The sequence below is a fragment of the Cyanobium sp. L1E-Cus genome (assembly GCF_024345755.1).
Classification (GTDB): Bacteria; Cyanobacteriota; Cyanobacteriia; order PCC-6307; family Cyanobiaceae; genus Cyanobium_A; species Cyanobium_A usitatum.
In genome coordinates, this window is the sequence record NZ_JAGQBS010000003.1 from 66,269 (window position 1) to 86,414 (window position 20,146).

Below are 20,146 nucleotides of genomic sequence, written 5' to 3' on the forward strand. Positions count from 1 at the left end.
GATCGCCCAGCGCAGCCCCTCGGGCAGTCGACATCGATAGCTGCTGAACAAACAATTTGCCTCCTCCTGCAGCTCCTGATCCAGCACCAAGCCCCTGGGAGCAATCATTGAATACAGGCCATAGCAAGGCATGATCGCCCAGCCAAGACCAGACCCCATAGGGACCCCAGCGTGAGTCAGGTCGCCTCCTCGCCATCTCGCCACCAGCTGCGCCTGCGCTCAATTGCCTGGGCTCTAGGAGCCGGACTGGCAGCCCTCGCCCTGGGGTTGCCCTTGGGCATCGAATCAGGCCTCCGGGCTGGCGGCTGCGGCTTTTTCTATGGCTTGCTGGCGTTCCATCTACAGCGGGTAGACCCCGATGACAGCCACCTCCAGGCGGGCCTGGTAGGAGCCGTCTGCGGCATCCACAGCCTGGGCTTGCCGTCTTTCGCCAGCTGGCCATCTCAGCTGTCTCTGACAGCGGCGATGGTCAAGGTTGCACCAACTGTGATGATGGGGATGATTCGTGCCTGGTTGCCGCTGGTCGGCGCCGCTCTGCTGCTGCATCTGTCGCGGCACGGATCACGCCTGCTAACGCAACGCGTTCTGTCTGCCCCCGGGCCGACGCCCATGCCCTGATCCACCGGTGCTGATCCGCCGGCCCTGAATACTCTGGGATGAGCCTGCTGCACGCCACCTGGCTGTTTCCCCCCGAGGGTTCGGGCGGCCGCCTATTCCTGTGGGCCGACACCTGGCGGGTGGCGACCCCTGCCGTGCCGAAGCTGGAGGCCCCTGAGCACCCACTGGCCCTCAACGAAGACGACCTGGCCACCTGGCTCGACGACAACGGGCTGTGGTCAGAGGCCCTGCGCCCAGCCCGGGCCACCCTGACCCTGCCCAGCCGCAACCAGGCGGCCAAGGGCCGCCGCACCAGCGCCAGCACCTGGAGTGGCCTGCCCCTGCAGGCCGGCGAACCGATTCCCAAACAGCTCGAATGGTGGCCCTGGCAGGTGGAGGGCTGGGCCCTCGATGCTGCCAATGCGGGCGAATGGCTCAGCCAGGTACCCCTGGCGGGTGAGCACCCGGAGATGGCCGATGAGCTGCGCTGGTGGAGTCACCTGCAGCGCTGGGCCCTGAGCCTGATCGCCCGCGGCCGCTGGCTGCCCCAGATCGCCGAGGGCAAGGCCCGCTGGCTGCCCCTGCTCAACCGCGAAGACGACCGCCGCCGCCTCGAAGACCTGGCCAGCGGCCTGCCCCAGGTGGCCACCTGCGCCCTGGCCGCCGGCCCCAGCGGCGACCCCTCCCTGGCCTGCCGCCGTCCCGGCAGCGGGCGCCTGCGGGTGGCGAGCCTGCTGGAAGCCCTGCTCGATGGCCAGCTGCGAGTGGGCTTCAGTGCCAGCGCAGGCGGGCTCGATCCCTTGCTGGCGGCCTGGCAGAAGGCCCTGGGCAAGGGCGATGGCAGCCTCAGCCTGGGCGAGGAGGAGCTGGAGCGTCTCAGCATCGCCACCCACCACTGGCGTGAAGGGGTGGCGGGCAAGGTGGAACCAGCCCGCACCTGCCTGGAGCTATTCACCCCCGCCGAAGGCGAGGAGCTGTGGGAGCTGCGCTTCGGGCTGCAGGCGGAAGCCGATCCGAGCCTGCGGGTGCCCGCCGCCGCCGTCTGGGCCGCCGGCGATCGGGGCCTGCAGATGGGCGAAGTGGCCGTGCCCCAACCGAGCGAGCTGCTGCTGGAGGGCATGGGCCGGGCCCTGACGGTGTTTGAACCGATCGTGCGGGGGCTGGATTCGGCCACCCCGGAAACGATGCAGCTCACGCCAGCCGAGGCGTTTGTGCTGGTGCGCACCGGCGCCCACCAGCTGCGCGATGTGGGCGTGGGTGTGGTGCTGCCGGCCAGCCTCGCAGGGGGCCTGGCCAGCCGGTTGGGCCTGTCGATCAAGGCCGAGCTGCCTGAGAAATCACGCGGCTTCACCTTGGGCGAAACGCTCACCTGGGAATGGGAATTCATGATCGGCGGGGTCACCCTGACCCTGCGGGACCTGGATCGCCTGGAGACCAAACGCAGCCCCCTGGTGCAGCACAAGGGGGCCTGGATCGAGCTGCGGCCCCTCGATCTCAAGAACGCCAAGAAATTCAGCGGCGCCGATCCGGGCCTGAGCCTCGACGACGCCCTACGGCTCACCGCCAGCGAAGGCGACACCTTCCACCGGCTGCCGGTGCACCGCTTCGATGCCGGCCCGCGGCTGCAGGCCGTGCTGGAGCAATACCACCAGCAGAAGGCCCCCGACCCCCTGCCCGCCCCACCTGGCTTCTCGGGCCAGCTGCGGCCCTATCAGGAGCGGGGCTTGGGCTGGCTGGCTTTCCTGCACCGCTTCGACCAAGGCGCCTGCCTGGCCGACGACATGGGACTGGGCAAAACGATCCAGCTGCTGGCCTTCCTGCAGCACCTCAAGGCCGAAGACGAGCTCAAACGACCGGTGCTGCTGGTGGCGCCCACCTCGGTGCTCACCAACTGGAAGCGCGAAGCCCACGGATTCACCCCCGATCTGGGCGTGCGGGAGCACTACGGCCCGCGCCGGCCCTCCAGCCCCGAGGCCCTCAAGAAAGCCCTCAAAGGCGTGGATCTGGTACTCACCAGCTACGGCCTGCTGCAGCGCGACAGCGAGCTGCTCGAGAGCATCGACTGGCAGGGGGTAGTGATCGACGAAGCCCAGGCGATCAAAAACCACACCGCCAAACAAAGCCAAGCTGCACGGGACCTGGCCCGCCCAAGCCGCGGCGGCAAAGGTGGCAGCCGCTTCCGGATTGCCCTCACCGGTACGCCGGTGGAAAACCGCGTCAGCGAGCTGTGGGCGCTGATGGATTTCCTCAACCCCAAGGTGCTCGGCGATGAGCCCTTCTTCCGCCAGCGCTACCGGCTGCCGATCGAGCGCTACGGCGACATGTCGTCGCTGCGGGATCTCAAAAGTCGCGTAGGACCATTCATCCTGCGGCGCCTCAAAACCGACAAGTCGATCATTTCCGACCTACCGGAGAAGGTGGAGCTCAACGAATGGGTGGGCCTGGCTCCAGAGCAGAAGAAGCTCTACAACAAAACAGTCGACGAGAGCCTCGATGCCATCGCCCGGGCACCGCTGGGCCAGAAGCACGGCCAGGTGCTGGCCCTGCTCACCAAGCTCAAGCAGATATGCAACCACCCGGCCCTGGCCCTGAAGGAAAACGCCGAGGCCGTGCTGGCCAGCGGCAACGGCAGCTTCAGCAGCCGCAGCGCCAAGTTGCAGCGGCTCGAAGAGATTCTCGAGGAGGTGATCGAGGCGGGCGACCGGGCGTTGCTGTTCACCCAGTTCGCCGAATGGGGGCTGCTGCTCAAGGCCCACCTGGAGCGCAAATGGCGCCAGGAGGTGCCGTTCCTATACGGCAGCACCAGCAAAACCGAACGCCAGGCCATGGTCGATCGCTTCCAGGACGACCCCCGCGGCCCCCAGCTGTTTTTGCTGTCGCTCAAAGCTGGCGGTGTCGGCCTCAACCTCACCCGAGCCAGCCACGTCTTCCACATCGACCGCTGGTGGAACCCGGCCGTGGAAAACCAGGCCACCGACCGGGCTTATCGGATCGGCCAGCAAAATCGGGTGCTTGTGCACAAGTTCATCACCAGCGGCTCAGTGGAGGAAAAGATCGACCGCATGATCAAGGAGAAATCAAAGCTGGCCGCTGAGATCGTCGGCTCCGGTGAAGAATGGCTCGGCGGCTTTGATGTGGGCCAGCTCAAAGATCTAGTGGCCCTGAGCGAGGAGGATTGAAACCATGACCCTCACCCCCACCACCTACGCCAGCGCCATCAACACCCAGCTCGGCGACCAGGGCCTGGCCCAGCAGCCCTGGTGGGTGGAGCAGTGGATGGAGCTGATCAACTCCTACCGCTTCAAAAAGCGCCTGGAGCGCGCCTGGGAGTATGCCCGCAGCGGCAATGTCACCTCGATCCGCTTTGAGGGGCGGCGAGTGCATGCCCGAGTGCAGGGCACCGACGAAGAGCCTTACAAGGTGAAGCTCTGGCTCGACGTGCTCCACGACGACGACTGGAACTACGTGCTCGACGCCCTCACCCAGAAGGCGCGCTGGTCGGCCCAGCTGCTGGCCGGCGTCATGCCCCAGGACATAGAGCGCGCCTTCGCGGCCAGCGGCAAGCGCCTGTTTCCGTTCAAGTTGCAGGAGGTGCGCAGCGAGTGCAGCTGCCCCGATAAGGCCAACCCCTGCAAGCACGTCAGCGCCGTTTACTACCTGATGGGCGATCGCTTCAGCGAAGACCCCTTCGTGTTGTTCCAGCTGCGCGGCCGCACCCGGGCCCAGCTGCTGGCCGACCTGGCCAAGCGGCGGCGCAAGGCGCTGGCAAAACAGGCCAGGCAGGCTGCAGCCAAACAGGGCTCCCAGCCGGTCGCCGCAGTGGCGCTGCAGCCGGTGCATCCAGCCATCAAGGACCCAAACCGCTGGTGGCGCTATGGCGCAGCCCTCGATTCGGATCTGGTCGTGATCACACCAGCCCTGGAGGGCGACACCGGCCTCGATGCCGCCGGTCCCCTGCCCCTGGCAGAAGAACCCCGCTTCCCCGAGGCCAATCTCCACTTCCTGGAGCACCTCAAGGCCCACGGCCAGCAGCTGGCGGCCCTGGCCATGGCCAAGGCCATGGGCCCGGCCAACGGCGATGAAAGCTGAGCTCATCAGTCCGCCCCCCTGGCTGACGCCGGCGGCCCAAAGCCTGGCCCTGTGCCTGCTCAGCAATTACCAGCGCGCCTTCGGCACCCCTCTGATCGCTGGCCTAGCCGCCGACGCCTCGCCCCAGCTGGTGGCCCAGGAGCTGTTTGCCGCCGAGCTGGTGCTGCTGGCCCATGACGGCGCCGATCCCAGCAGCGAGCCAGGGCCAAGGCTGATCTATGCCAACCGGGCGGCCCTGCGCCTATGGCAGCGCCCCTGGGCCGAGCTGGTGGGTATGCCATCGCGGCTCACCGCCGAGCCCGCCGAGCGGGCCAGCCGCCGCCAGGCGTTGGTGGCAGCCCAAGCCAAAGAAGCGATCTCGGGCTACCGGGGCATCCGCATCGACAGCCGCGGCCGCCGCTTTGCCATCGAAGCCGCCCGCCTCTGGACCCTGCGCGATAGCTCAGGCCAGCCCTGCGGCCAGGCCGCCCGCTTCAGCCGCTGGTGGCTGTTGTGATGCACCCAGCTGTTGTGAAGGCATACCTGTTGTGATCGCCACCATCCCAGCGCCGCCGCCCCAACTACCCGCCGAGCTGCGGCCCCTGCTCACAACCCTGCAGCAACGGGGTTTTCAGGTGCGGCTGGCGCCACCGCCAGTGCGCGGCAGCTACGGGCTGTTCCAAGCCAAAACGCGCACCCTCTGGATCGCGCCGGTGGCCTTCGAGCTGGGCATCGGCCGGCAGGTGTTCCTGCATGAGGCCATTCACGCAGCCCAGAGCTGTCCCACCGGCGTGCTGCAGCCCTTGGGCTGGAGCGTGCGGCTCAACCCGGTGGTGGAGCAGGAGATCAGCGGCATCCTCACCACCCGCTACCACCACGGCAACCGGCAACTGGAGCGGGAAGCCTTCAGCGTGCAGGGCCATCCCGACGCCATCGGCCGGGTGATCGCCGCCTTAAAGCAGCGCTGCCGGTTGCCCCTACCTGCCAGTGGTGCCAACCGAACGGGGCCGTAAGGGCCGAACCAAAACGGGCGGTCTACCCCCTGCCGTCGCCCGGCTGGCCGCAGCACATTGGCTGTGTCCCGGAGAACATCCGATGCTCACCCTGCACCAACATCCCTTCGAGTTACTCGAGCAACAACTGCGCGCTGCCGAGCGTCCCGCCGCCGAGCGAGTGCCGGCCGCCGAGGTGCACGAAACCGACGACGCCTATGTAATCGCCCTTGAGCTTCCCGGTGTCGATAAGACCTCGATCGACGTCAAGGCCACCGACCGCAGCCTGGTGATCAACGCCGAGCGCCGCCAGCCAAGCCCCGATGCCTCTTCCCCGGTCGCCAAACAGACCTCCTTGATCAGCGAATTCCGCTACGGCACCTGGAGCCGCAGCTTCCGCTTCCCCGGCGGCATCAACCGCGAAAGCCTGCAAGCCCACTACCGCGACGGCCTGCTCACTGTGACGGCACCTAAGGCCCAGAACCTCACCACCGTGCAGGTGCAGGTGGAGGGCTGATCAGGGCCGAGCGGACACGAGAGAGAAGAGAAACCTCCCAGGCCCGGCCCACCCGCCGGGCCTTTTTTGTCGGCGGGCTTCCTACAGTTAGGAAAATCGCGGATCGATCCATGGTTGGTGCCGTCGCAACCGCAGTCCGGCTCAGCCTGCAATGCGAGCCGATCGGCCCGGACACCACCACGATCCGCTCGCTCGACTGGGACCGCAGCCGCTTTGATATTGAGTTTGGCCTGCGCAACGGCACCACCTACAACAGCTTCCTGGTGCGGGGCGAGCGCACCGCCCTGATCGATACCAGCCACCTCAAATTTGAAGGCAGCTGGCTGCCGCTGCTGCAGGAGCTGATCGACCCCAAAGCAATCGATCACCTGATCGTGAGCCACACCGAGCCCGACCACTCGGGACTGATAGGCCACCTGCTCGACCTCAACCCCGAGATCGAGATCGTGGGCTCCAAGGTTGCGATCCAGTTTCTTGAGAATCAGGTGCACCGGCCCTTCAAAAGCCGGGCGGTAAAAAGCGGCGAAGAGCTCGATCTGGGCACCAACCCCACCAGTGGCGTGGCCCACCGCTTCGAGTTTCTCAGCGCTCCAAACCTGCACTGGCCCGACACGATCTTTTCCTTCGACCACGGCACCGGCATCCTCTACACCTGCGATGCCTTTGGCCTGCACTACTGCTCCGAGGAGCTGTTCGACACCGATCCTGGGGCGATTGCGCCCGACTTCCGCTTCTATTACGACTGCCTGATGGGCCCCAACGCTCGCAGCGTGCTGCAGGCGATGAAGCGCATGGATGGGTTGCCCGAGATCACCACGGTGGCGGTGGGTCATGGGCCCTTGCTGCGCCATCACCTCGGCCTCTGGCTGGATGACTACCGAACCTGGAGCAGTGAGCGCAGCACGGGCGAAAACTATGCGGCAGTTTGCTATCTGAGCCAATACGGCTTCTGTGACCGGCTCAGCCAGGCGATTGCCCGCGGCATCGGCAAGGCCGGCGCCGCAGTGCAGCTGGTGGATCTGCGCGCCACCGACGCCCAGGAGCTCAGTGCCCTGATCGGTGAAGCCAGTGCCGTGGTGGTACCCACCTGGCCAGCCCGGCCCGATGCCGAGCTGCAAGCTTCGATCGGCACCCTGCTGGCGGCCCTCAAACCGAAGCAGTGGGTGGGCAGCTACGACGCCTTCGGCGGCAACGACGAGCCGATCGACACCGTGGCCAGCCAGCTGCGCAGCCTCGGCCAGAAGACCGCCTTTGAACCGCTGCGGGTGCGCCAGGTGCCTGGCGGCAACGACTATCAGCGCTGCGAGGAAGCCGGCACCGACCTAGGCCAGCTGCTCACCAAGGAGAAGACAATCGCCGCGATGAAGTCTCTCGATGCCGATCTCGACAAGGCTCTGGGTCGCCTATCCGGGGGGTTGTATGTGGTGACGGCGCGGCAGGAGACACCGGAGGGCACGCGCAGCTCAGCGATGGTGGCCAGCTGGGTGAGCCAGGCAAGTTTCGAGCCCCCCGGCCTCACGGTGGCGGTAGCCAAAGACCGGGCCATCGAGGCGCTGCTGCAGGTAGACGATCGCTTCGTGCTCAACATCCTGCGGGAGGACAACCACCAGGAGCTGCTGCGCCATTTCCTCAAGCGCTTCCCACCCGGCGCCGACCGCTTCGCCGGGGTAAGCACCCTCGAGGGCGCCGCCACGGGCGGCCCGGTGCTCGGTGATGCCCTGGCCTACCTGGGCTGCCGCGTGGTGCAACGCCTGGAAGGCCCAGACCACTGGATCATCTACGCCGAGGTGGAGCAGGGCAACGTGGCCGACACCGAAGCCAGCACCGCCGTGCACCACCGCAAAGTCGGGAACCACTACTGATGGGCAGCCCTGCCGAGCCCGGCGACAGCCGACGCGTCATCCAGCTCCCCATCGAGCCGGGGCTGATCTGCCTCAAGGGGCTGAGCCCCAACCGGCTGCGCTTCGAGGTGGAATACGGCCTGGAGCGCGGCACCACCGCCAACAGCTTCCTGTTCCAGGAGGTGCCCCTGCTGGTCCATCCCCCCGGGGCCTCCTTTGCAGAGCCCTTCCTGGCGGAGCTGGCGAAGCTGGTGCCGGCCGAGGCCCCCTTGAAGGTGGTGGTGGGTCACGTCAACCCCAATCGGGTAGCCCTGTTGCACCAACTGGCGGCCCGCTGGCCCAACCAGCTGCTGGTGAGCTCCAACACCGGCGCCAAGCTGCTCGAAGAGCTTTGGAACGTGCGGAAACCGATCGCCCCCGGCAGCGAGACAACCCCCGAGCCGATCCCAGCGCTGCCTCGGATCGATGTGGTGAAGCAGGAGGCCAGCCGCAACCTCGTCGATGGCCACGTGCTGCGCCTGATTCCCACCCCCACCCCCCGCTGGCCCGGGGCGCTGATGGCCTTCGAGGAGACCAGCGGCCTGCTGATGAGTGGCAAATTTTTCGCGGCCCACCTCTGCAGCGAGAGCTTCGCTGAGGCCAACCGCAGCAGCAGTGAGGAAGACCGCCGCTACTTCTACGACTGCCTGATGGCACCGATGGCGCGCCAGGTGGAGTCGGTGGTGGAGCGGCTCGAAGCCCTCGACATCCGCACCATTGCCCCCGGCCACGGGCCGGCGATCAGCGAGAGCTGGCGCAGCCTCCTCAACGACTACCACCGCTGGGGCGCAACCCAGGAGCGGGCGCGCCTATCGGTGGCACTGCTGTTTGCCAGCGCCTACGGCAACACGGCCGCCATCGCCGATGCCCTCGCCCAGGGGGTCGCCCGCACCGGCGTGCGGGTGGAGAGCATCAACTGCGAGTTCACGCCACCTGAGCAGCTGCTGGCAGCGATCCGCAGCTGCGATGCGATCTTGATCGGCTCTCCCACCCTTGGCGGCCATGCCCCCACACCGATCGTGTCAGCCCTGGGCACGGTGCTAGCTGAGGGCGACCGCAGCAAGCCGGTTGGGGTCTTTGGCAGCTTTGGCTGGAGCGGTGAAGCCCTTGATCTGCTGGAGAGCAAGCTGCGCGATGGCGGCTTCCAGTTCGCCTTTGAACCGATCAAGGTGAAGTTCAGCCCCGATGCGGCCAACCTCAAAGCCATCGAGGAAACCGGCACCGCCCTGGGCCGCCAACTGCAGAGCGAACAGCGCAAGGTGCAGCGCCGAAGCGCCAGTGGCGGACTCAGCGAGAGCCGCAGCAACCCGGCAGTGCAGGCCCTGGGCCGGGTGGTGGGCTCCCTTTGCGTGCTCACCACCAGCAAAGGGGAGGGCGGCAACCGCCTCAGCAGCGCCATGGTGGCCAGCTGGGTGAGCCAGGCCAGCTTCTCGCCGCCTGGCTTCACTGTGGCCGTAGCGAAAGACCGGGCGGTGGAGGCCCTGCTGCACGTCGGCGATCGCTTTGCTCTCAACGTGCTGGCCGCAGGGCGTGAAACCGGTCCGATGAAGCAGTTTTTGCAGCCGTTTGCCCCAGGCGCCGACCGCTTCGCCGGCCTGGAGCTGGAGCACAGCCCCAGCGGCCAACCGCTTCTACCGGAGGCCCTGGCCTGGCTGGAGGCCACGGTGCAGCAGCGCATGGAATGCGGCGACCACTGGCTGCTGTATGCCCAGGTGAGCCAGGGCGGCGTGCTCGACGCCAGCGCCACCACGGCCGTGCACCAGCGCCGCAGCGGCGCCAACTACTGAGAACCGCAAAGCCCGGGGCCACGGATTTACGGGGTCACGGAGCCACGCAAACACAGCTAACTCATAGTCGTTTCGACTACGGGCAAGCTAAACTCTCCGTCTGTCCCAACACCTGCCAAGCCATGGATATCGCCAAGCCCAGCACCAAGGCCAATCTTGAAGCCGCTTTTGGCGGCGAGAGCATGGCCAATCGCAAATACCTATTTTTCGCGGAGGTGGCCAAGCAGGTCGGCAACCCCGAGCTGGCCAAGCTGTTTCGCGACACCGCCGCCCAGGAAACCGAGCACGCTTTCGCCCACTTCCGGCTGCTCCATCCCGAACTCGTCATCGACGATCCCGCCAACCTCTCCAGCGAGCAGAAGCAGGCCCTGCTCAGCCGCTGCCTGGAGCTGGCGATCGAGGGCGAAACCTACGAATACACGACCATGTATCCGGAGTTCGCCGCCCAGGCCCGCTCCGATCGCGATGGCGAAGCCGCAGCTGAATTCCAGGAGCAGATCGACGAATCACAGCAGCACGCCGGCATCTTTCGCACCGCCGCCAAAAACTTCGGCCTGCTGACGCCGATCGAGCAGCACCACGCCGAGCGCTACGGCATCGCCCTCGAAGCCCTGCAGGGCAAGGGGGTGGCCGGAGAGGCAGATGAGCCCGTAGCGGGCAAGTGGATCTGCAAACTGTGCTCGATGATTTACGACCCCACAGCAGGCGACCCCGATTCCGGCATCGCTCCGGGCACCCCCTTTGAAGCGATCCCCGACGACTGGCGTTGCCCGATCTGCGGCGCCCGCAAGGCCAGCTTCGTGCCCTACCGGGAGCCCCAACTTCTGGGAGTTTGATACCCCAACTGGGCTGCAATTTATGTAGCCCAGAACACCATTTCAACCAATTGCCACGCCGAGGGGCCCAGAGCAAAAACCCAGTAAAGCAAAGGGGTTTTAGGGTCTAGGTCTAGATCCGTGCAGACCTTTTTGCAGGGTGTAAAGGCAATCCCAAAGTAATTCAGTAAACGGCCGCGAATTTGCCGCCAGCCCGCTGCAATGGCTGCAGTTCTGACACCAGGAATGGCCAGCACCGCAACCGCCTCAACTGGCAACCATCCCCTCGGGGTGCGGGCAACGGTGCGTTATCGGGGGTTCGTGCTGATCCCCCAAGCCGATTTCACCTGGCTGGTGCGCCCCGAGCGAAGTCCCATGCATCTGCTGCCATTTCGGGCACCGGCCAGCTCCCTCGCTGACGTCAAAGCCCTAGTTGATTGGCGCTTGGCCGAAGCAATTTAAGTGGCTTGATTTAGCCAAACCCGACTTCAAGCTGCCTGGGGAGGTGGCGTTGGATCGTGGTGGATGTGAAAAGGCAGCACCAGGGTGGCCCAGTGATCGGGGCGCTCGGGACGGGGACGGCGGGAGCGACGCACACCAAAAGGAACACGCACCACGTTGGTGCCCTCGACCCGCAGCACCTGGCCCGTTCCTGTACCAGTTCCGTCGTTGCTGCCCTTCATAGTCCCGAGAATGAATGGCTTAAGCGCTGATTGTGCCTGTTAACAGGCGTCAAGCCCGCACAGTGTGCGTCATGACGGCACTAATGAACAGTGGCAGCTGGTACCACTTGGGCCAGTTCCTGCTCTGCCAGCTCCTCCATGCTCGGGCAGGTGCACACCAGGTTGCGATCGCCGTAGGCGTTGTCGATCCGGGCCACCGCCGGCCAAAACTTCGCCAGGAGCTGATCCTCACCAGCCGGAAATGCAGCCTGCTGGCGGGTATAGGGCCGATCCCAGTGATCAGCAGTCACGGCAGCCAGGGTGTGGGGGGCTCTCTTGAGGGGGTTATTGAGGGGATCGGCGCTGCCGGCCTCCAGCGCCGCGGCCTCCTGGCGGATCGCCACCATGGCCGCGCAAAAGCGGTCGAGCTCAGCGAGCGACTCGCTTTCCGTGGGTTCCACCATCACCGTGCCCGCCACTGGCCAGCTCACCGTGGGGGCATGGAAGCCGTAGTCCATCAGGCGCTTGGCCAGGTCATCGACCTCCAGGCCGCAGCTGCGCTTGAGCGGCCGCAGATCGAGGATGCACTCGTGGGCCACGCGCCCGCCAGCGCCTCGGTAGAGCACGGGGAAGTGGGGCTCTAGGCGCTCGGCCAGCAGGTTGGCGGCCAGCAGGGCCACCTGGCTGGCCTGGCGCAGGCCCGCGCCGCCCATCATGCGGATGTACATCCAGCTGATTGCCAGAATCGAAGCACTGCCCAGGGGTGCCGCAGCCACGGGCCCCACCCCGCCAGCCTGGCCAGGGGCACCCGGCAAGAAGGGCAGTAGGTGGGATGCGACCGCAATGGGACCCACACCGGGGCCGCCTCCGCCGTGGGGAATGCAGAAGGTCTTGTGCAGGTTAAGGTGGCAGACATCGGCGCCATAGAGACCCGGCTTGCACAGGCCCACCTGGGCGTTGAGGTTGGCGCCATCGAGGTAAACCTGGCCGCCGCGGGCGTGCACCAACTCGCAGATACGGCGAATAGCCGGCTCAAACACGCCGTGGGTGGAGGGATAGGTGACCATCAGCGCCGCCAGCTGCTCGGCGTGGGCAGCGGCCTTGGCCTCCAGGTCGGCGAGATCAATATTGCCGGCCTCATCGCAGGCCACCGCCACCACCTGCAGGCCGGCCATCACGGCGCTGGCTGGGTTTGTGCCGTGGGCACTGGTGGGAATCAAACAAACGGTGCGATGGGCTTCCCCTTGGCTGCGGTGCCAGGCCCGGATCGCCAGCAGGCCGGCATATTCCCCCTGGGAGCCGGCATTGGGCTGCAGCGACACGCCGGCAAAACCGGTGATCAGCGCCAGCCAGCGCTCCAGATCCGCCGCCAGAAGCCGGTATCCGGCGGCCTGCCCAGCCGGGGCGAAGGGGTGCAGCTGGCTGAAGGCCGGCCAGCTCACCGGCGCCAGCTCGGCGGCGGCATTGAGCTTCATGGTGCAGCTACCCAGAGGGATCATCCCGTGCACCAGAGATAAATCCTTAGCTGAAAGGCGCTGGATGTAGCGCAAAAGCTCGGTTTCACTGCGGTAGCGGTGGAAGACGCTCTGCCGCAACCAGGGCTGCTGGCGCAGGGGCATGGCCGGGCCAGCAGGCGGGCTGTTGCCCAGCTCCCGCCAGGGCTCAGCGCACCCAGCCAGCGCCCGCAGCAGCCGCTCCAGCTCCTCGGCGCTGCTCAGCTCATCAAGGCTGATGCCAACGCCATCTTCTGCCTGGTGCAGGTTGAAGCCAGCCGCCAGGGCAGCGGCCACCAGCACCTCGGCCTGATCCGGAGGCAGGGGCAGCCACACCGTGTCAAAACCCTGGCCCGGCAACACCGGCAGAGCGAGGGCCTCCAGGCCAGCCACAAGGTCCGCCCGCAGGCTGAGCAAGCGCCGGGCGATCGCCTCCAGGCCATCAGGGCCATGGTGCACGGCATAGAAGCCAGCCATCACTGCCAGAAGCACCTGGGCGGTGCAGATGTTGCTGGTGGCCTTGTCGCGGCGGATGTGCTGTTCGCGGGTCTGCAGGGCCAGGCGCAGGGCCGGCTGGCCTTCCGCATCCACGGAGCGCCCCACCAGGCGGCCGGGGATCTGGCGCTTGAACTGCTCGCTCGTGGCAAAAAAAGCGGCATGGGGGCCACCGAAGCCCAGCGGCACCCCCAGGCGCTGGGCGCTGCCGACGGCGGTATCAGCGCCGAGGTGGCCCACCGGCTCCAGCAGCACCTGGGCCAGGGGATCGATCGCCACAGCCGTGATCACCCCGGCCTGGCGGGCGCTAGCCAGCAGCTCGCTGGGATCCCAGAGCCGGCCCTGGCGGCCAGGCAGCTGGATCAACAAACCAAAAGCATCCGCTGGCAGGGGGGCTGCAGCCAGCGACTCGGCTGCCACCAGCTCGAGCTGGATGCCCAGGGGCTCGGCCCGGGTTTGCAGCACCGCCAGGGTCTGGGGGAACACGGCCCGATCCACCAGAAAGCGGCCGGCCCCGGGGCGCTTGCAGACAGCGCTAGCCATGGCCATGGCCTCAGCGGCGGCGGTGGCCTCATCTAATAAGGAGGCATTGGCGATCGGCAGGCCGGTGAGCTCGCTGATCAGGGTCTGAAAATTCAGCAGGGCCTCAAGCCGGCCCTGGGCAATTTCGGCCTGATAGGGGGTGTAGGCGGTGTACCAGGCGGGGTTTTCAAACACCTGGCGCTGGATCAGCGCCGGCGTGGCGGTGCCGTAGTAGCCCTGGCCGATCAAGCTGCGTTGCAGCTGGTTGGCCGCAGCGATCTCGGCAAGTTCAGCCAGGGCCTGGGCCTCACTGCAGGGCTCGGGCAAACCCGCAGCCGAGGCCGCCGGATCTAGCAGCAAATCGGCGGGCACCACCTGGGCGGCCAGGGCCTCGAGGCTGGACGCTCCGAGTTCCGCCAACATCCGCTGCTGCTCAGCGGCGCTCGGACCGATGTGGCGCCCAATAAAGGAGAGGGCTGGTGCGTCCGCAGTGCCCATCAGGCGCCCTGCACCTTGGCGGAGTAGGTGGCCGCATCCAGTAGTCCAGCGAGCTGGGCCGGATCAGCTGGCTGGAGCACCAGCAGCCAACCCTCGCCGTAGGGATCGTTCTGCAGCTCCTCCGGGCTAGCTAGCACCGCCTCATTGCGGGCCAGCACCACACCGCTCACGGGCGCCAGCAGATCTTCCACCGCCTTCACCGATTCGACGCTGCCAAAACTGGCGCCCTGAACAAGGCTGGCGCCCACTGCGGGCAGCTCCACAAACACGATGTCGCCGAGCTGGTCGACGGCGAAGGCACTCAGGCCCAGCCGCAGCCTCTCGCCCTCAGGGCGCACGTACTCGTGGCTGTTGGCGTAGCGGCAATCACCGGGGATGGGGAGCGCCATTGCAGATCACCAAGTACGCGTCATTCTGTCGGAAATGAAGCGTTAAACAGCGGTGAGATCGGCGTAATCAAACCTGGTGACCAGCCTGAGCCAGTGCCACCAGAGCCCGCTCCAGGGCGATCTGGGCATGGGCGCGGTGGGTGCCGCCCTGGGCAAACAGCACGTAGGGCTCCCGCAGCGGCGCATCGGCGGAAAACTCGCTGGTGCTGCCGTCGATGAAGGTGCCGCCCGCCATCACCAGGGCACTGGCGTAGCCGGGCATCGGCGCCGGCACCGGATCGAGGTAGGCGCCCACCGGTGATGCGGCCTGGAAGGCGCGGCAAACGGTTTTGAGCCGCTCGGGATCGCCGAGCCGCACCGCCTGGATTACGTCGCTGCGGGGGGCAGCGGGCAGGGGCTGCACCGCGTAGCCCAGATCCGAGAAGACCGCCGCCACCAGCTCGCTGCAGATCAGGGCCTCAGCCACCATCTGGGGAGCCAGGAAAAGTCCCTGGGCCAGCAGGCGGTTGAGGTCGAAGCTGGTGCCCCCCTCGCCGCCGATGCCCGGCGCCGTGAGCCGGCAGCAGGCCTGCTCCACCAACTCAGCCCGGCCGGCCACGTAGCCGCCGGTGGGGGCGATGGTGCCGCCGAGGTTTTTGATCAAGGAACCGGCAATCAGATCGGCCCCCACCGCCGTGGGCTCCTGGGCCTCCACCAGCTCGCCATAGCAGTTGTCGACAAACACCACGCAGCCGGGCTGGAGCGCTTTCACCCGCTCGCAGAGCAGGCCGATCTGGGCCACCGACAGGGACGGCCGCCAGCTGTAGCCGCAACTGCGCTGGATCAGCACCATGCGGGTAGGAATAGCCAGGGCGTCCTCCAGGCCGTCGAAATCGACATGGCCGGCGGCGGTGAGCGCCAGCTCGGCGTAGGCGATGCCGAATTCCGCCAGGGAGCCCTGGCCGCTGCCGCGGATGCCAATCACCTCTTCGAGGGTGTCGTAGGGGCGGCCGGTGAGGGCGAGCAGGCGGTCGCCGGGGCGCAGCACACCAAATAACGCCGCTGCTATGGCGTGGGTACCACTGACAAATTGCAGCCGCACGGCCGCCGCCTCGGCCTGCAGCACCCGGGCAAACACCCGATCCAGCAGCTCCCGGCCCTGATCGCCATGGCCGTAGCCGCTCACCGAAGCGAAGTGCTGGCTGCCGAGTCGCTCGGCGGCGAAAGCCTCGAGCACCCGGGCCAGCCGCGGCTGCACCTGGCTGGTGTGGTGGGCGGCGGCAGCGGCAGTGGAGGCCACGGCAGCGGCCACCCGCTCGGCGGCCGAGGCACGGCTAGCAGGAGGGGACATTGCAGCCGCAGCACACGAATTACCTATCCTGCACCCGCATTGCGGGCCTCCCAATCGAGCCCCAGAGCGTTATTTGGGACCGATGGGGAGCCCTTAAAGTTGGACCGATATTCAGTAGCTGAGTTCCATCAATGAGTCAGCTCCCAGCCCCTACCTCCAACACGCGCTTTTCAGAAGATGTGGTGCCACTAGGGGATTTGAAGCTAAATCCAGGGCGTGTGGTGCAGCACACCGACACCACTCAAAGACCTGTGTTGCTCACCAACCATGGCCGGGGCGTTGCGGTGCTGCAATCTCTGCAGGTCTATGAGGCCCAGCAGGATGAACTGGCCTTCATGAGAGCAGTTGTGGCAGGCCTGGCCGATGCCGATGCGGGCCGCACCATTTCCATCGAGGCTGCAAAAACAGAGCTTGGACTGCCGTGAAAGTCAGGATCACGCAATCAGCCCTGCGCGATTGCGAGGAGATCCTCAATTGGTTCGATGCACAAGGCAATCTGGCTGCCGGCTCCTCACTAGTGAGCCAATTACTGGAGCGAATCGAGCAGCTGGAGCGCTTCCCCCAATCCGGCAGGATCGTGCCTGAATTTCAACAGAGCGAACTGCGGGAGCTGATCTAACCACCCTTTCGCATTGTGTATCGACTAACCAAACACGACCTAACCGTGATTCGCATCTGGCGCGGAGAGCGCCAACTCAAGCTGCCTGGCTAAGCCAAGCACCCTCCAGTCCTAGATTCAGCCTGTTGCAGGAACCTGCTATCGCCCCTCTGAGCACCGATTCGGCCCAAGTTTTGGGTGCGGCCACACCCAGCGCGCTTGAGGATCAGCGCATCCGCGCAGCCGTATCCGAAAGGCGCCAACCCCTGCCGGGCCGCCAGCGCAAATTCAAGGGTGGCACCACCAGCTTCATGCTGGTGATGCACGTGGGGGCGGTGTTTGCCCTGCTGCCGCGCTTCTGGAGCTGGCAGGCCGTGGTGGTGCTGGCGGTGCTCTATTGGACCACCGTGCTGGGGGTGACCCTGGGGCTGCACCGGATGCTGACCCACCGCAGCTTCAGTGCCCCGCTGTGGCTGGAGCACCTCCTGGTGCTGATGGGAGCCCTGGCCTGCCAGAGCGGCCCGATCGAATGGGTGGGACTGCACCGCCACCACCACAAGTATTCCGACCAACCCAACGACCACCACGACGCGGCCCGGGGCCTGTGGTGGGCCCACAGCGACTGGATGCTGCACGAAATCCCGGCCCTGCAACACGTGGGTCGGCTCACCGGCGACCTGCAGCGCGACCCCTTCTACCGCTGGCTAGATCGCTGGTTTCTGCTGCTGCAGCTGCCGCTCGGCGCTGCTCTCTATTGGTATGGCGAGCTGGCCGGCGTCCATGGCGGCGGCTTAGGCCTGGTGCTTTGGGCGATCCCCCTGCGCCTGGTGATCGTTTATCACGTCACCTGGCTGGTGAATTCCGCCACCCACTTCTGCGGCTACCGCAACTTCAATTCCCCCGACCTCTCGCGCAATTGCTGGTGGGTGGCAATCTTGAGCTTCGGCGAGGGCTGGCACAACAACCACCACGCCTTCCCCCATTCAGCGCGCCACGGCCTGCGCTGGTTTGAGTTCGACATCACTTGGCAGCACATCAAGCTGCTGCGCAAGCTTGGCTGGGCCAAGCGAGTGCGGGAAGCGAGCTACAACCCCTCCTAAGGGCTGGCTGGCGGAGCCTGGAGCTGCTGCCTAATTGCAGCTGCTAGATCCAGTTTTGCCATGGCGCCGGTGGCCGTTAAGCCCATGGCTTTGGCCTGCTGGCGCAGCAGCTCAAGAAACTGATCCTGCTCCAGCTCCGCCTCGCCCGTCGCCCCCAGCCGAGCCAGGGTGCGGCGCAGATCAGGGAGTTCGCTGTCGAGCTCAGCTGCCGAAAAATCGCGCTGGCCCGCCATCACCTCGGCAAACCGCTCCCGCCGCTGCCGCTTCTCGACCGGATAGGCAGCCAGCACCGGCTCGCGGCACAAACGCCAGGGCCGCCCCGCCGTGAACAACTGGGCCAAAGCCGCACTCAAGGGCACCGCTTCGGCCGCATCGATCCGCAGATCAAAGGCCACCGGCGGCTGGCGCAGGCCCACAAACACCTCCAGCAGCTCGCCGGGCCCCAGCACCGGAGCGCCCTCGTCCTGCACGGGCAGGGCAGAGGTTTCCAGGGCCGCTACCAGCTCGGGGCTGTCGGCCAGGCGCTGGCGCAGGCCGTCGCCCAGGCTGCCGCCACGCACCTCGCGGGCCAGCAGCTGATTAATACGACCAAGGGCCAGGAACACCTCCGGGCCGGGGGAGGCCAGCTTGCCGTTGCGCAGCATCGAGAGCTGGGAGTTGTGGACCCGGCCCAGATCGAGGGCCTCAGCCAGGGCCGGCAACACCCGGTGCGACCAGCCGTTGCGCTCATGCCACACCTTGATCAGATGGGCAAAAGCGACCCGACCCGATAGGAGATCTTCCCGGTACCCCACGCGATATGGATCCGTATTGTTACCATTCTACCGATCAGTACGGAGTCGGTCCGTTATGGCCGCACCAGTTAGTCCCAACGCACCAGCCACCCAGCGCCTTGCCACCCGCAAGCCCGCCTTCATCAACCAAGGCGTCAGCGGCGAGCGCCGCGCCGAGGCCCTGCACCGGCCGCGCCATGGCAAGGCCGCTAGCGCCAAGGGGTCGAAAACCACCCCCTGGGTCACCATCGGCTTCATGGCCGTGATCCATGTGCTGGCGCTGGTTGCCCTGCTGCCCCAGTTCTGGAGCGTGCCCGCCGTGGCCAGCTTCCTGGTGCTCTATTGGGTCACCGCCTGCCTGGGCGTGACGATTGGCTACCACCGCATGCTCAGCCACCGCGCCTTCCGGGTGCCCCAGTGGCTGGAGCGTTTCTTCGCCACCTGCGGCGCCCTCAGCTGCCAGCACGGCCCGATCGATTGGGTGGGCCTGCACCGCCACCACCACAAGTTTTCCGATACGGAAGTGGATCACCACACCAGCCTCAAGGGCTTCTGGTGGAGCCACATGGCCTGGATGCTCCAGGCCATCCCCGCCATGGCTGCCGTGCCCCGGCTCACCGGCGATATTGCCAAAGATCCCTACTACCGCTGGTTGAACACCAATTTCCTGTTGCTGCAGGCGCCCCTAGCGGCCCTGCTGTTTTGGATCGGCACCGCCACGGGCGCTGGTGGCTGGGCCCTGGTGCTCTGGGGCATCCCCCTACGCCTGGTCGTTGTGTACCACTGCACCTGGCTGGTGAATTCGGCCACCCACCTTTGGGGCAGCGTTGCCCACGACAGCGGTGACGGCTCCAAGAACAACTGGTGGGTCGCGGCGCTCACCTTCGGCGAGGGCTGGCACAACAACCACCACGCCTTTCCCCACTCGGCTCGCCACGGCTTTGGCCCCCAAATCGATCTCACCTGGCAGCACATCCGCCTGATGCGCTTCCTGGGCCTGGCCAAGCACGTACGCCTGCCCGCAGCTGCTGAGCCTCAGCGGACCTGAGGCCTGATCACCCCCTGATTTAGGGTGTTGGATCGGGTCTTGATCAATCTCCTACTTATTTGCCATGGCTAAGCGCGTTCAAGTCGTCCTCAACGCAGACGTTCTCAGCCTGGGCAAGAACGGTGATCTGGTGGAGGTAGCCCCCGGCTACGCCCGCAACTTCCTGGTTCCCACCGGCAAGGCCCAGCCCGTCACTGCAGCTGTGCTGCGCCAGGTGGAAGCGCGCCGCGCTAAGGAGGCGGAGCGTCAGGCTGCCCTCAAGGCTGAGGCGATCGCCTTCCGCACCGCCCTCGACACGATCGGCCGCTTCACGGTCAAGAAGCAAACCGGCGGCGACGACGTGCTGTTTGGCACCGTCACCAACGGTGACGTGGCCGAAGCGATCGAAGCTGCCACCAAGAAAGAAGTGGATCGCCGCGACATCACGGTGCCCGAAATCCACCGCACCGGCTCCTACAAGGTGCAGGTGAAGCTCCACCCCGAAGTCACCGCCGAGCTCAACCTGGAAGTCGCCAGCTTCTGAGGCCCGAGCCCTCTGTTGAAACCCCAGGGATAGGGCAGCTTGTGTGTTGAACCCCCACC

20 protein-coding genes are annotated in these 20,146 nt (G+C 66.4%); 15 read left to right on the top strand and 5 right to left on the bottom strand.

The window, feature by feature from the left end; genetic code table 11:
- The first annotated feature begins 171 nt into the window (after positions 1-171).
- From KBZ22_RS03205 to KBZ22_RS03255, 10 genes are all read left to right on the top strand, one after another.
- Positions 172-618: a hypothetical protein gene (locus tag KBZ22_RS03205; protein WP_255021014.1), complete on the top strand. Its 447-nt coding sequence runs from the start codon at positions 172-174 to the stop codon at positions 616-618.
- 38 nt (positions 619-656) lie between these two features.
- Positions 657-3,776 carry a DEAD/DEAH box helicase gene (locus KBZ22_RS03210; protein ID WP_255021015.1) on the top strand — a complete coding sequence of 1,040 codons (3,120 nt, stop codon included), beginning with the start codon at positions 657-659 and terminating at the stop codon, positions 3,774-3,776.
- Positions 3,777-3,780: 4 nt separating this feature from the next.
- Positions 3,781-4,686 (top strand): SWIM zinc finger family protein, encoded by a 906-nt coding sequence (locus KBZ22_RS03215; RefSeq protein WP_255021016.1) that lies wholly within the window; start codon positions 3,781-3,783, stop codon positions 4,684-4,686.
- Positions 4,676-5,182 carry an MEKHLA domain-containing protein gene (locus KBZ22_RS03220; protein WP_255021017.1) on the top strand — a complete coding sequence of 169 codons (507 nt, stop codon included), beginning with the start codon at positions 4,676-4,678 and terminating at the stop codon, positions 5,180-5,182. Before KBZ22_RS03215 ends, KBZ22_RS03220 begins: the two co-directional genes overlap by 11 nt.
- Before the next feature lie 31 nt (positions 5,183-5,213).
- Positions 5,214-5,678 (top strand): hypothetical protein, encoded by a 465-nt coding sequence (locus KBZ22_RS03225; protein WP_255021018.1) that lies wholly within the window; start codon positions 5,214-5,216, stop codon positions 5,676-5,678.
- A gap of 82 nt (positions 5,679-5,760) precedes the next feature.
- Complete coding sequence (locus tag KBZ22_RS03230) at positions 5,761-6,174, top strand: Hsp20/alpha crystallin family protein (RefSeq protein ID WP_254932530.1); 414 nt, start codon at positions 5,761-5,763, stop codon at positions 6,172-6,174.
- Positions 6,175-6,284: 110 nt separating this feature from the next.
- Entirely contained in the window at positions 6,285-8,036 is a 1,752-nt protein-coding gene (locus KBZ22_RS03235; protein WP_255021019.1) for a diflavin flavoprotein, read from the top strand.
- On the top strand, positions 8,036-9,841 hold the full coding sequence (locus tag KBZ22_RS03240; RefSeq protein ID WP_255021020.1) for a diflavin flavoprotein: 1,806 nt from the start codon (positions 8,036-8,038) through the stop codon (positions 9,839-9,841). Before KBZ22_RS03235 ends, KBZ22_RS03240 begins: the two co-directional genes overlap by 1 nt.
- A gap of 122 nt (positions 9,842-9,963) precedes the next feature.
- A complete protein-coding gene (locus KBZ22_RS14295) occupies positions 9,964-10,677 on the top strand; it encodes a rubrerythrin family protein (protein WP_261353897.1) in 714 nt (237 codons plus the stop codon).
- A 225-nt stretch (positions 10,678-10,902) separates the two neighbouring features.
- A complete protein-coding gene (locus KBZ22_RS03255) occupies positions 10,903-11,118 on the top strand; it encodes a hypothetical protein (RefSeq protein ID WP_254942568.1) in 216 nt (71 codons plus the stop codon).
- Positions 11,119-11,144: 26 nt separating this feature from the next.
- On the opposite strand, the gene KBZ22_RS03260 is transcribed toward KBZ22_RS03255, so the two are convergent.
- From KBZ22_RS03260 to KBZ22_RS03275, 4 genes are all read right to left on the bottom strand, one after another.
- Positions 11,145-11,339 (bottom strand): hypothetical protein, encoded by a 195-nt coding sequence (locus tag KBZ22_RS03260; protein WP_254960700.1) that lies wholly within the window; start codon positions 11,337-11,339, stop codon positions 11,145-11,147.
- Between the two features lie 80 nt (positions 11,340-11,419).
- Positions 11,420-14,326, bottom strand: coding sequence for an aminomethyl-transferring glycine dehydrogenase (gcvP, locus tag KBZ22_RS03265; RefSeq protein ID WP_255021021.1), 2,907 nt, complete (start codon positions 14,324-14,326; stop codon positions 11,420-11,422).
- Positions 14,326-14,715, bottom strand: coding sequence for a glycine cleavage system protein GcvH (gcvH, locus tag KBZ22_RS03270; RefSeq protein ID WP_255021022.1), 390 nt, complete (start codon positions 14,713-14,715; stop codon positions 14,326-14,328). The genes gcvP and gcvH overlap by 1 nt, the downstream gene beginning before the upstream one ends.
- A gap of 67 nt (positions 14,716-14,782) precedes the next feature.
- On the bottom strand, positions 14,783-16,045 hold the full coding sequence (locus KBZ22_RS03275; protein WP_255021023.1) for an aminotransferase class I/II-fold pyridoxal phosphate-dependent enzyme: 1,263 nt from the start codon (positions 16,043-16,045) through the stop codon (positions 14,783-14,785).
- Between the two features lie 131 nt (positions 16,046-16,176).
- Between KBZ22_RS03275 and KBZ22_RS03280 the strand changes: the two genes are divergently transcribed.
- From KBZ22_RS03280 to KBZ22_RS03290, 3 genes are all read left to right on the top strand, one after another.
- Positions 16,177-16,470 (top strand): type II toxin-antitoxin system Phd/YefM family antitoxin, encoded by a 294-nt coding sequence (locus tag KBZ22_RS03280; protein WP_255021024.1) that lies wholly within the window; start codon positions 16,177-16,179, stop codon positions 16,468-16,470.
- Positions 16,467-16,664, top strand: coding sequence for a type II toxin-antitoxin system RelE/ParE family toxin (locus KBZ22_RS03285; RefSeq protein WP_255021025.1), 198 nt, complete (start codon positions 16,467-16,469; stop codon positions 16,662-16,664). Before KBZ22_RS03280 ends, KBZ22_RS03285 begins: the two co-directional genes overlap by 4 nt.
- Positions 16,665-16,837: 173 nt before the next feature.
- Positions 16,838-17,743, top strand: coding sequence for a fatty acid desaturase (locus tag KBZ22_RS03290; RefSeq protein WP_255021175.1), 906 nt, complete (start codon positions 16,838-16,840; stop codon positions 17,741-17,743).
- Here KBZ22_RS03290 and KBZ22_RS03295 read toward each other — a convergent pair.
- Complete coding sequence (locus KBZ22_RS03295; protein ID WP_255021026.1) at positions 17,740-18,537, bottom strand: hypothetical protein; 798 nt, start codon at positions 18,535-18,537, stop codon at positions 17,740-17,742. The genes KBZ22_RS03290 and KBZ22_RS03295 overlap by 4 nt on opposite strands.
- A 55-nt stretch (positions 18,538-18,592) precedes the next feature.
- Here KBZ22_RS03295 and KBZ22_RS03300 point away from each other — a divergent pair, with 55 nt between their 5' ends.
- Both KBZ22_RS03300 and rplI read left to right on the top strand, forming a co-directional pair.
- Positions 18,593-19,564, top strand: a complete 972-nt coding sequence (locus tag KBZ22_RS03300) for a fatty acid desaturase (protein ID WP_255021027.1) — start codon at positions 18,593-18,595, stop codon at positions 19,562-19,564.
- A gap of 64 nt (positions 19,565-19,628) precedes the next feature.
- Positions 19,629-20,087 carry a 50S ribosomal protein L9 gene (gene rplI, locus KBZ22_RS03305; RefSeq protein ID WP_106502692.1) on the top strand — a complete coding sequence of 153 codons (459 nt, stop codon included), beginning with the start codon at positions 19,629-19,631 and terminating at the stop codon, positions 20,085-20,087.
- Positions 20,088-20,146: the final 59 nt, after the last annotated feature.

Coding starts and splice junctions, on each gene's coding strand:
- KBZ22_RS03210 (WP_255021015.1), top strand. CDS start 657: ATGAGCCTGCTGCACGCCACCTGGCTGTTTCCCCCCGAGGGTTCGGGC.
- KBZ22_RS03215 (WP_255021016.1), top strand. CDS start 3,781: ATGACCCTCACCCCCACCACCTACGCCAGCGCCATCAACACCCAGCTC.
- KBZ22_RS03220 (WP_255021017.1), top strand. CDS start 4,676: ATGAAAGCTGAGCTCATCAGTCCGCCCCCCTGGCTGACGCCGGCGGCC.
- KBZ22_RS03230 (WP_254932530.1), top strand. CDS start 5,761: ATGCTCACCCTGCACCAACATCCCTTCGAGTTACTCGAGCAACAACTG.
- KBZ22_RS03235 (WP_255021019.1), top strand. CDS start 6,285: ATGGTTGGTGCCGTCGCAACCGCAGTCCGGCTCAGCCTGCAATGCGAG.
- KBZ22_RS03240 (WP_255021020.1), top strand. CDS start 8,036: ATGGGCAGCCCTGCCGAGCCCGGCGACAGCCGACGCGTCATCCAGCTC.
- KBZ22_RS14295 (WP_261353897.1), top strand. CDS start 9,964: ATGGATATCGCCAAGCCCAGCACCAAGGCCAATCTTGAAGCCGCTTTT.
- KBZ22_RS03255 (WP_254942568.1), top strand. CDS start 10,903: ATGGCCAGCACCGCAACCGCCTCAACTGGCAACCATCCCCTCGGGGTG.
- KBZ22_RS03260 (WP_254960700.1), bottom strand. CDS start 11,339: ATGAAGGGCAGCAACGACGGAACTGGTACAGGAACGGGCCAGGTGCTG.
- gcvP (WP_255021021.1), bottom strand. CDS start 14,326: ATGGGCACTGCGGACGCACCAGCCCTCTCCTTTATTGGGCGCCACATC.
- gcvH (WP_255021022.1), bottom strand. CDS start 14,715: ATGGCGCTCCCCATCCCCGGTGATTGCCGCTACGCCAACAGCCACGAG.
- KBZ22_RS03275 (WP_255021023.1), bottom strand. CDS start 16,045: ATGTCCCCTCCTGCTAGCCGTGCCTCGGCCGCCGAGCGGGTGGCCGCT.
- KBZ22_RS03280 (WP_255021024.1), top strand. CDS start 16,177: ATGAGTCAGCTCCCAGCCCCTACCTCCAACACGCGCTTTTCAGAAGAT.
- KBZ22_RS03300 (WP_255021027.1), top strand. CDS start 18,593: ATGGCCGCACCAGTTAGTCCCAACGCACCAGCCACCCAGCGCCTTGCC.
- rplI (WP_106502692.1), top strand. CDS start 19,629: ATGGCTAAGCGCGTTCAAGTCGTCCTCAACGCAGACGTTCTCAGCCTG.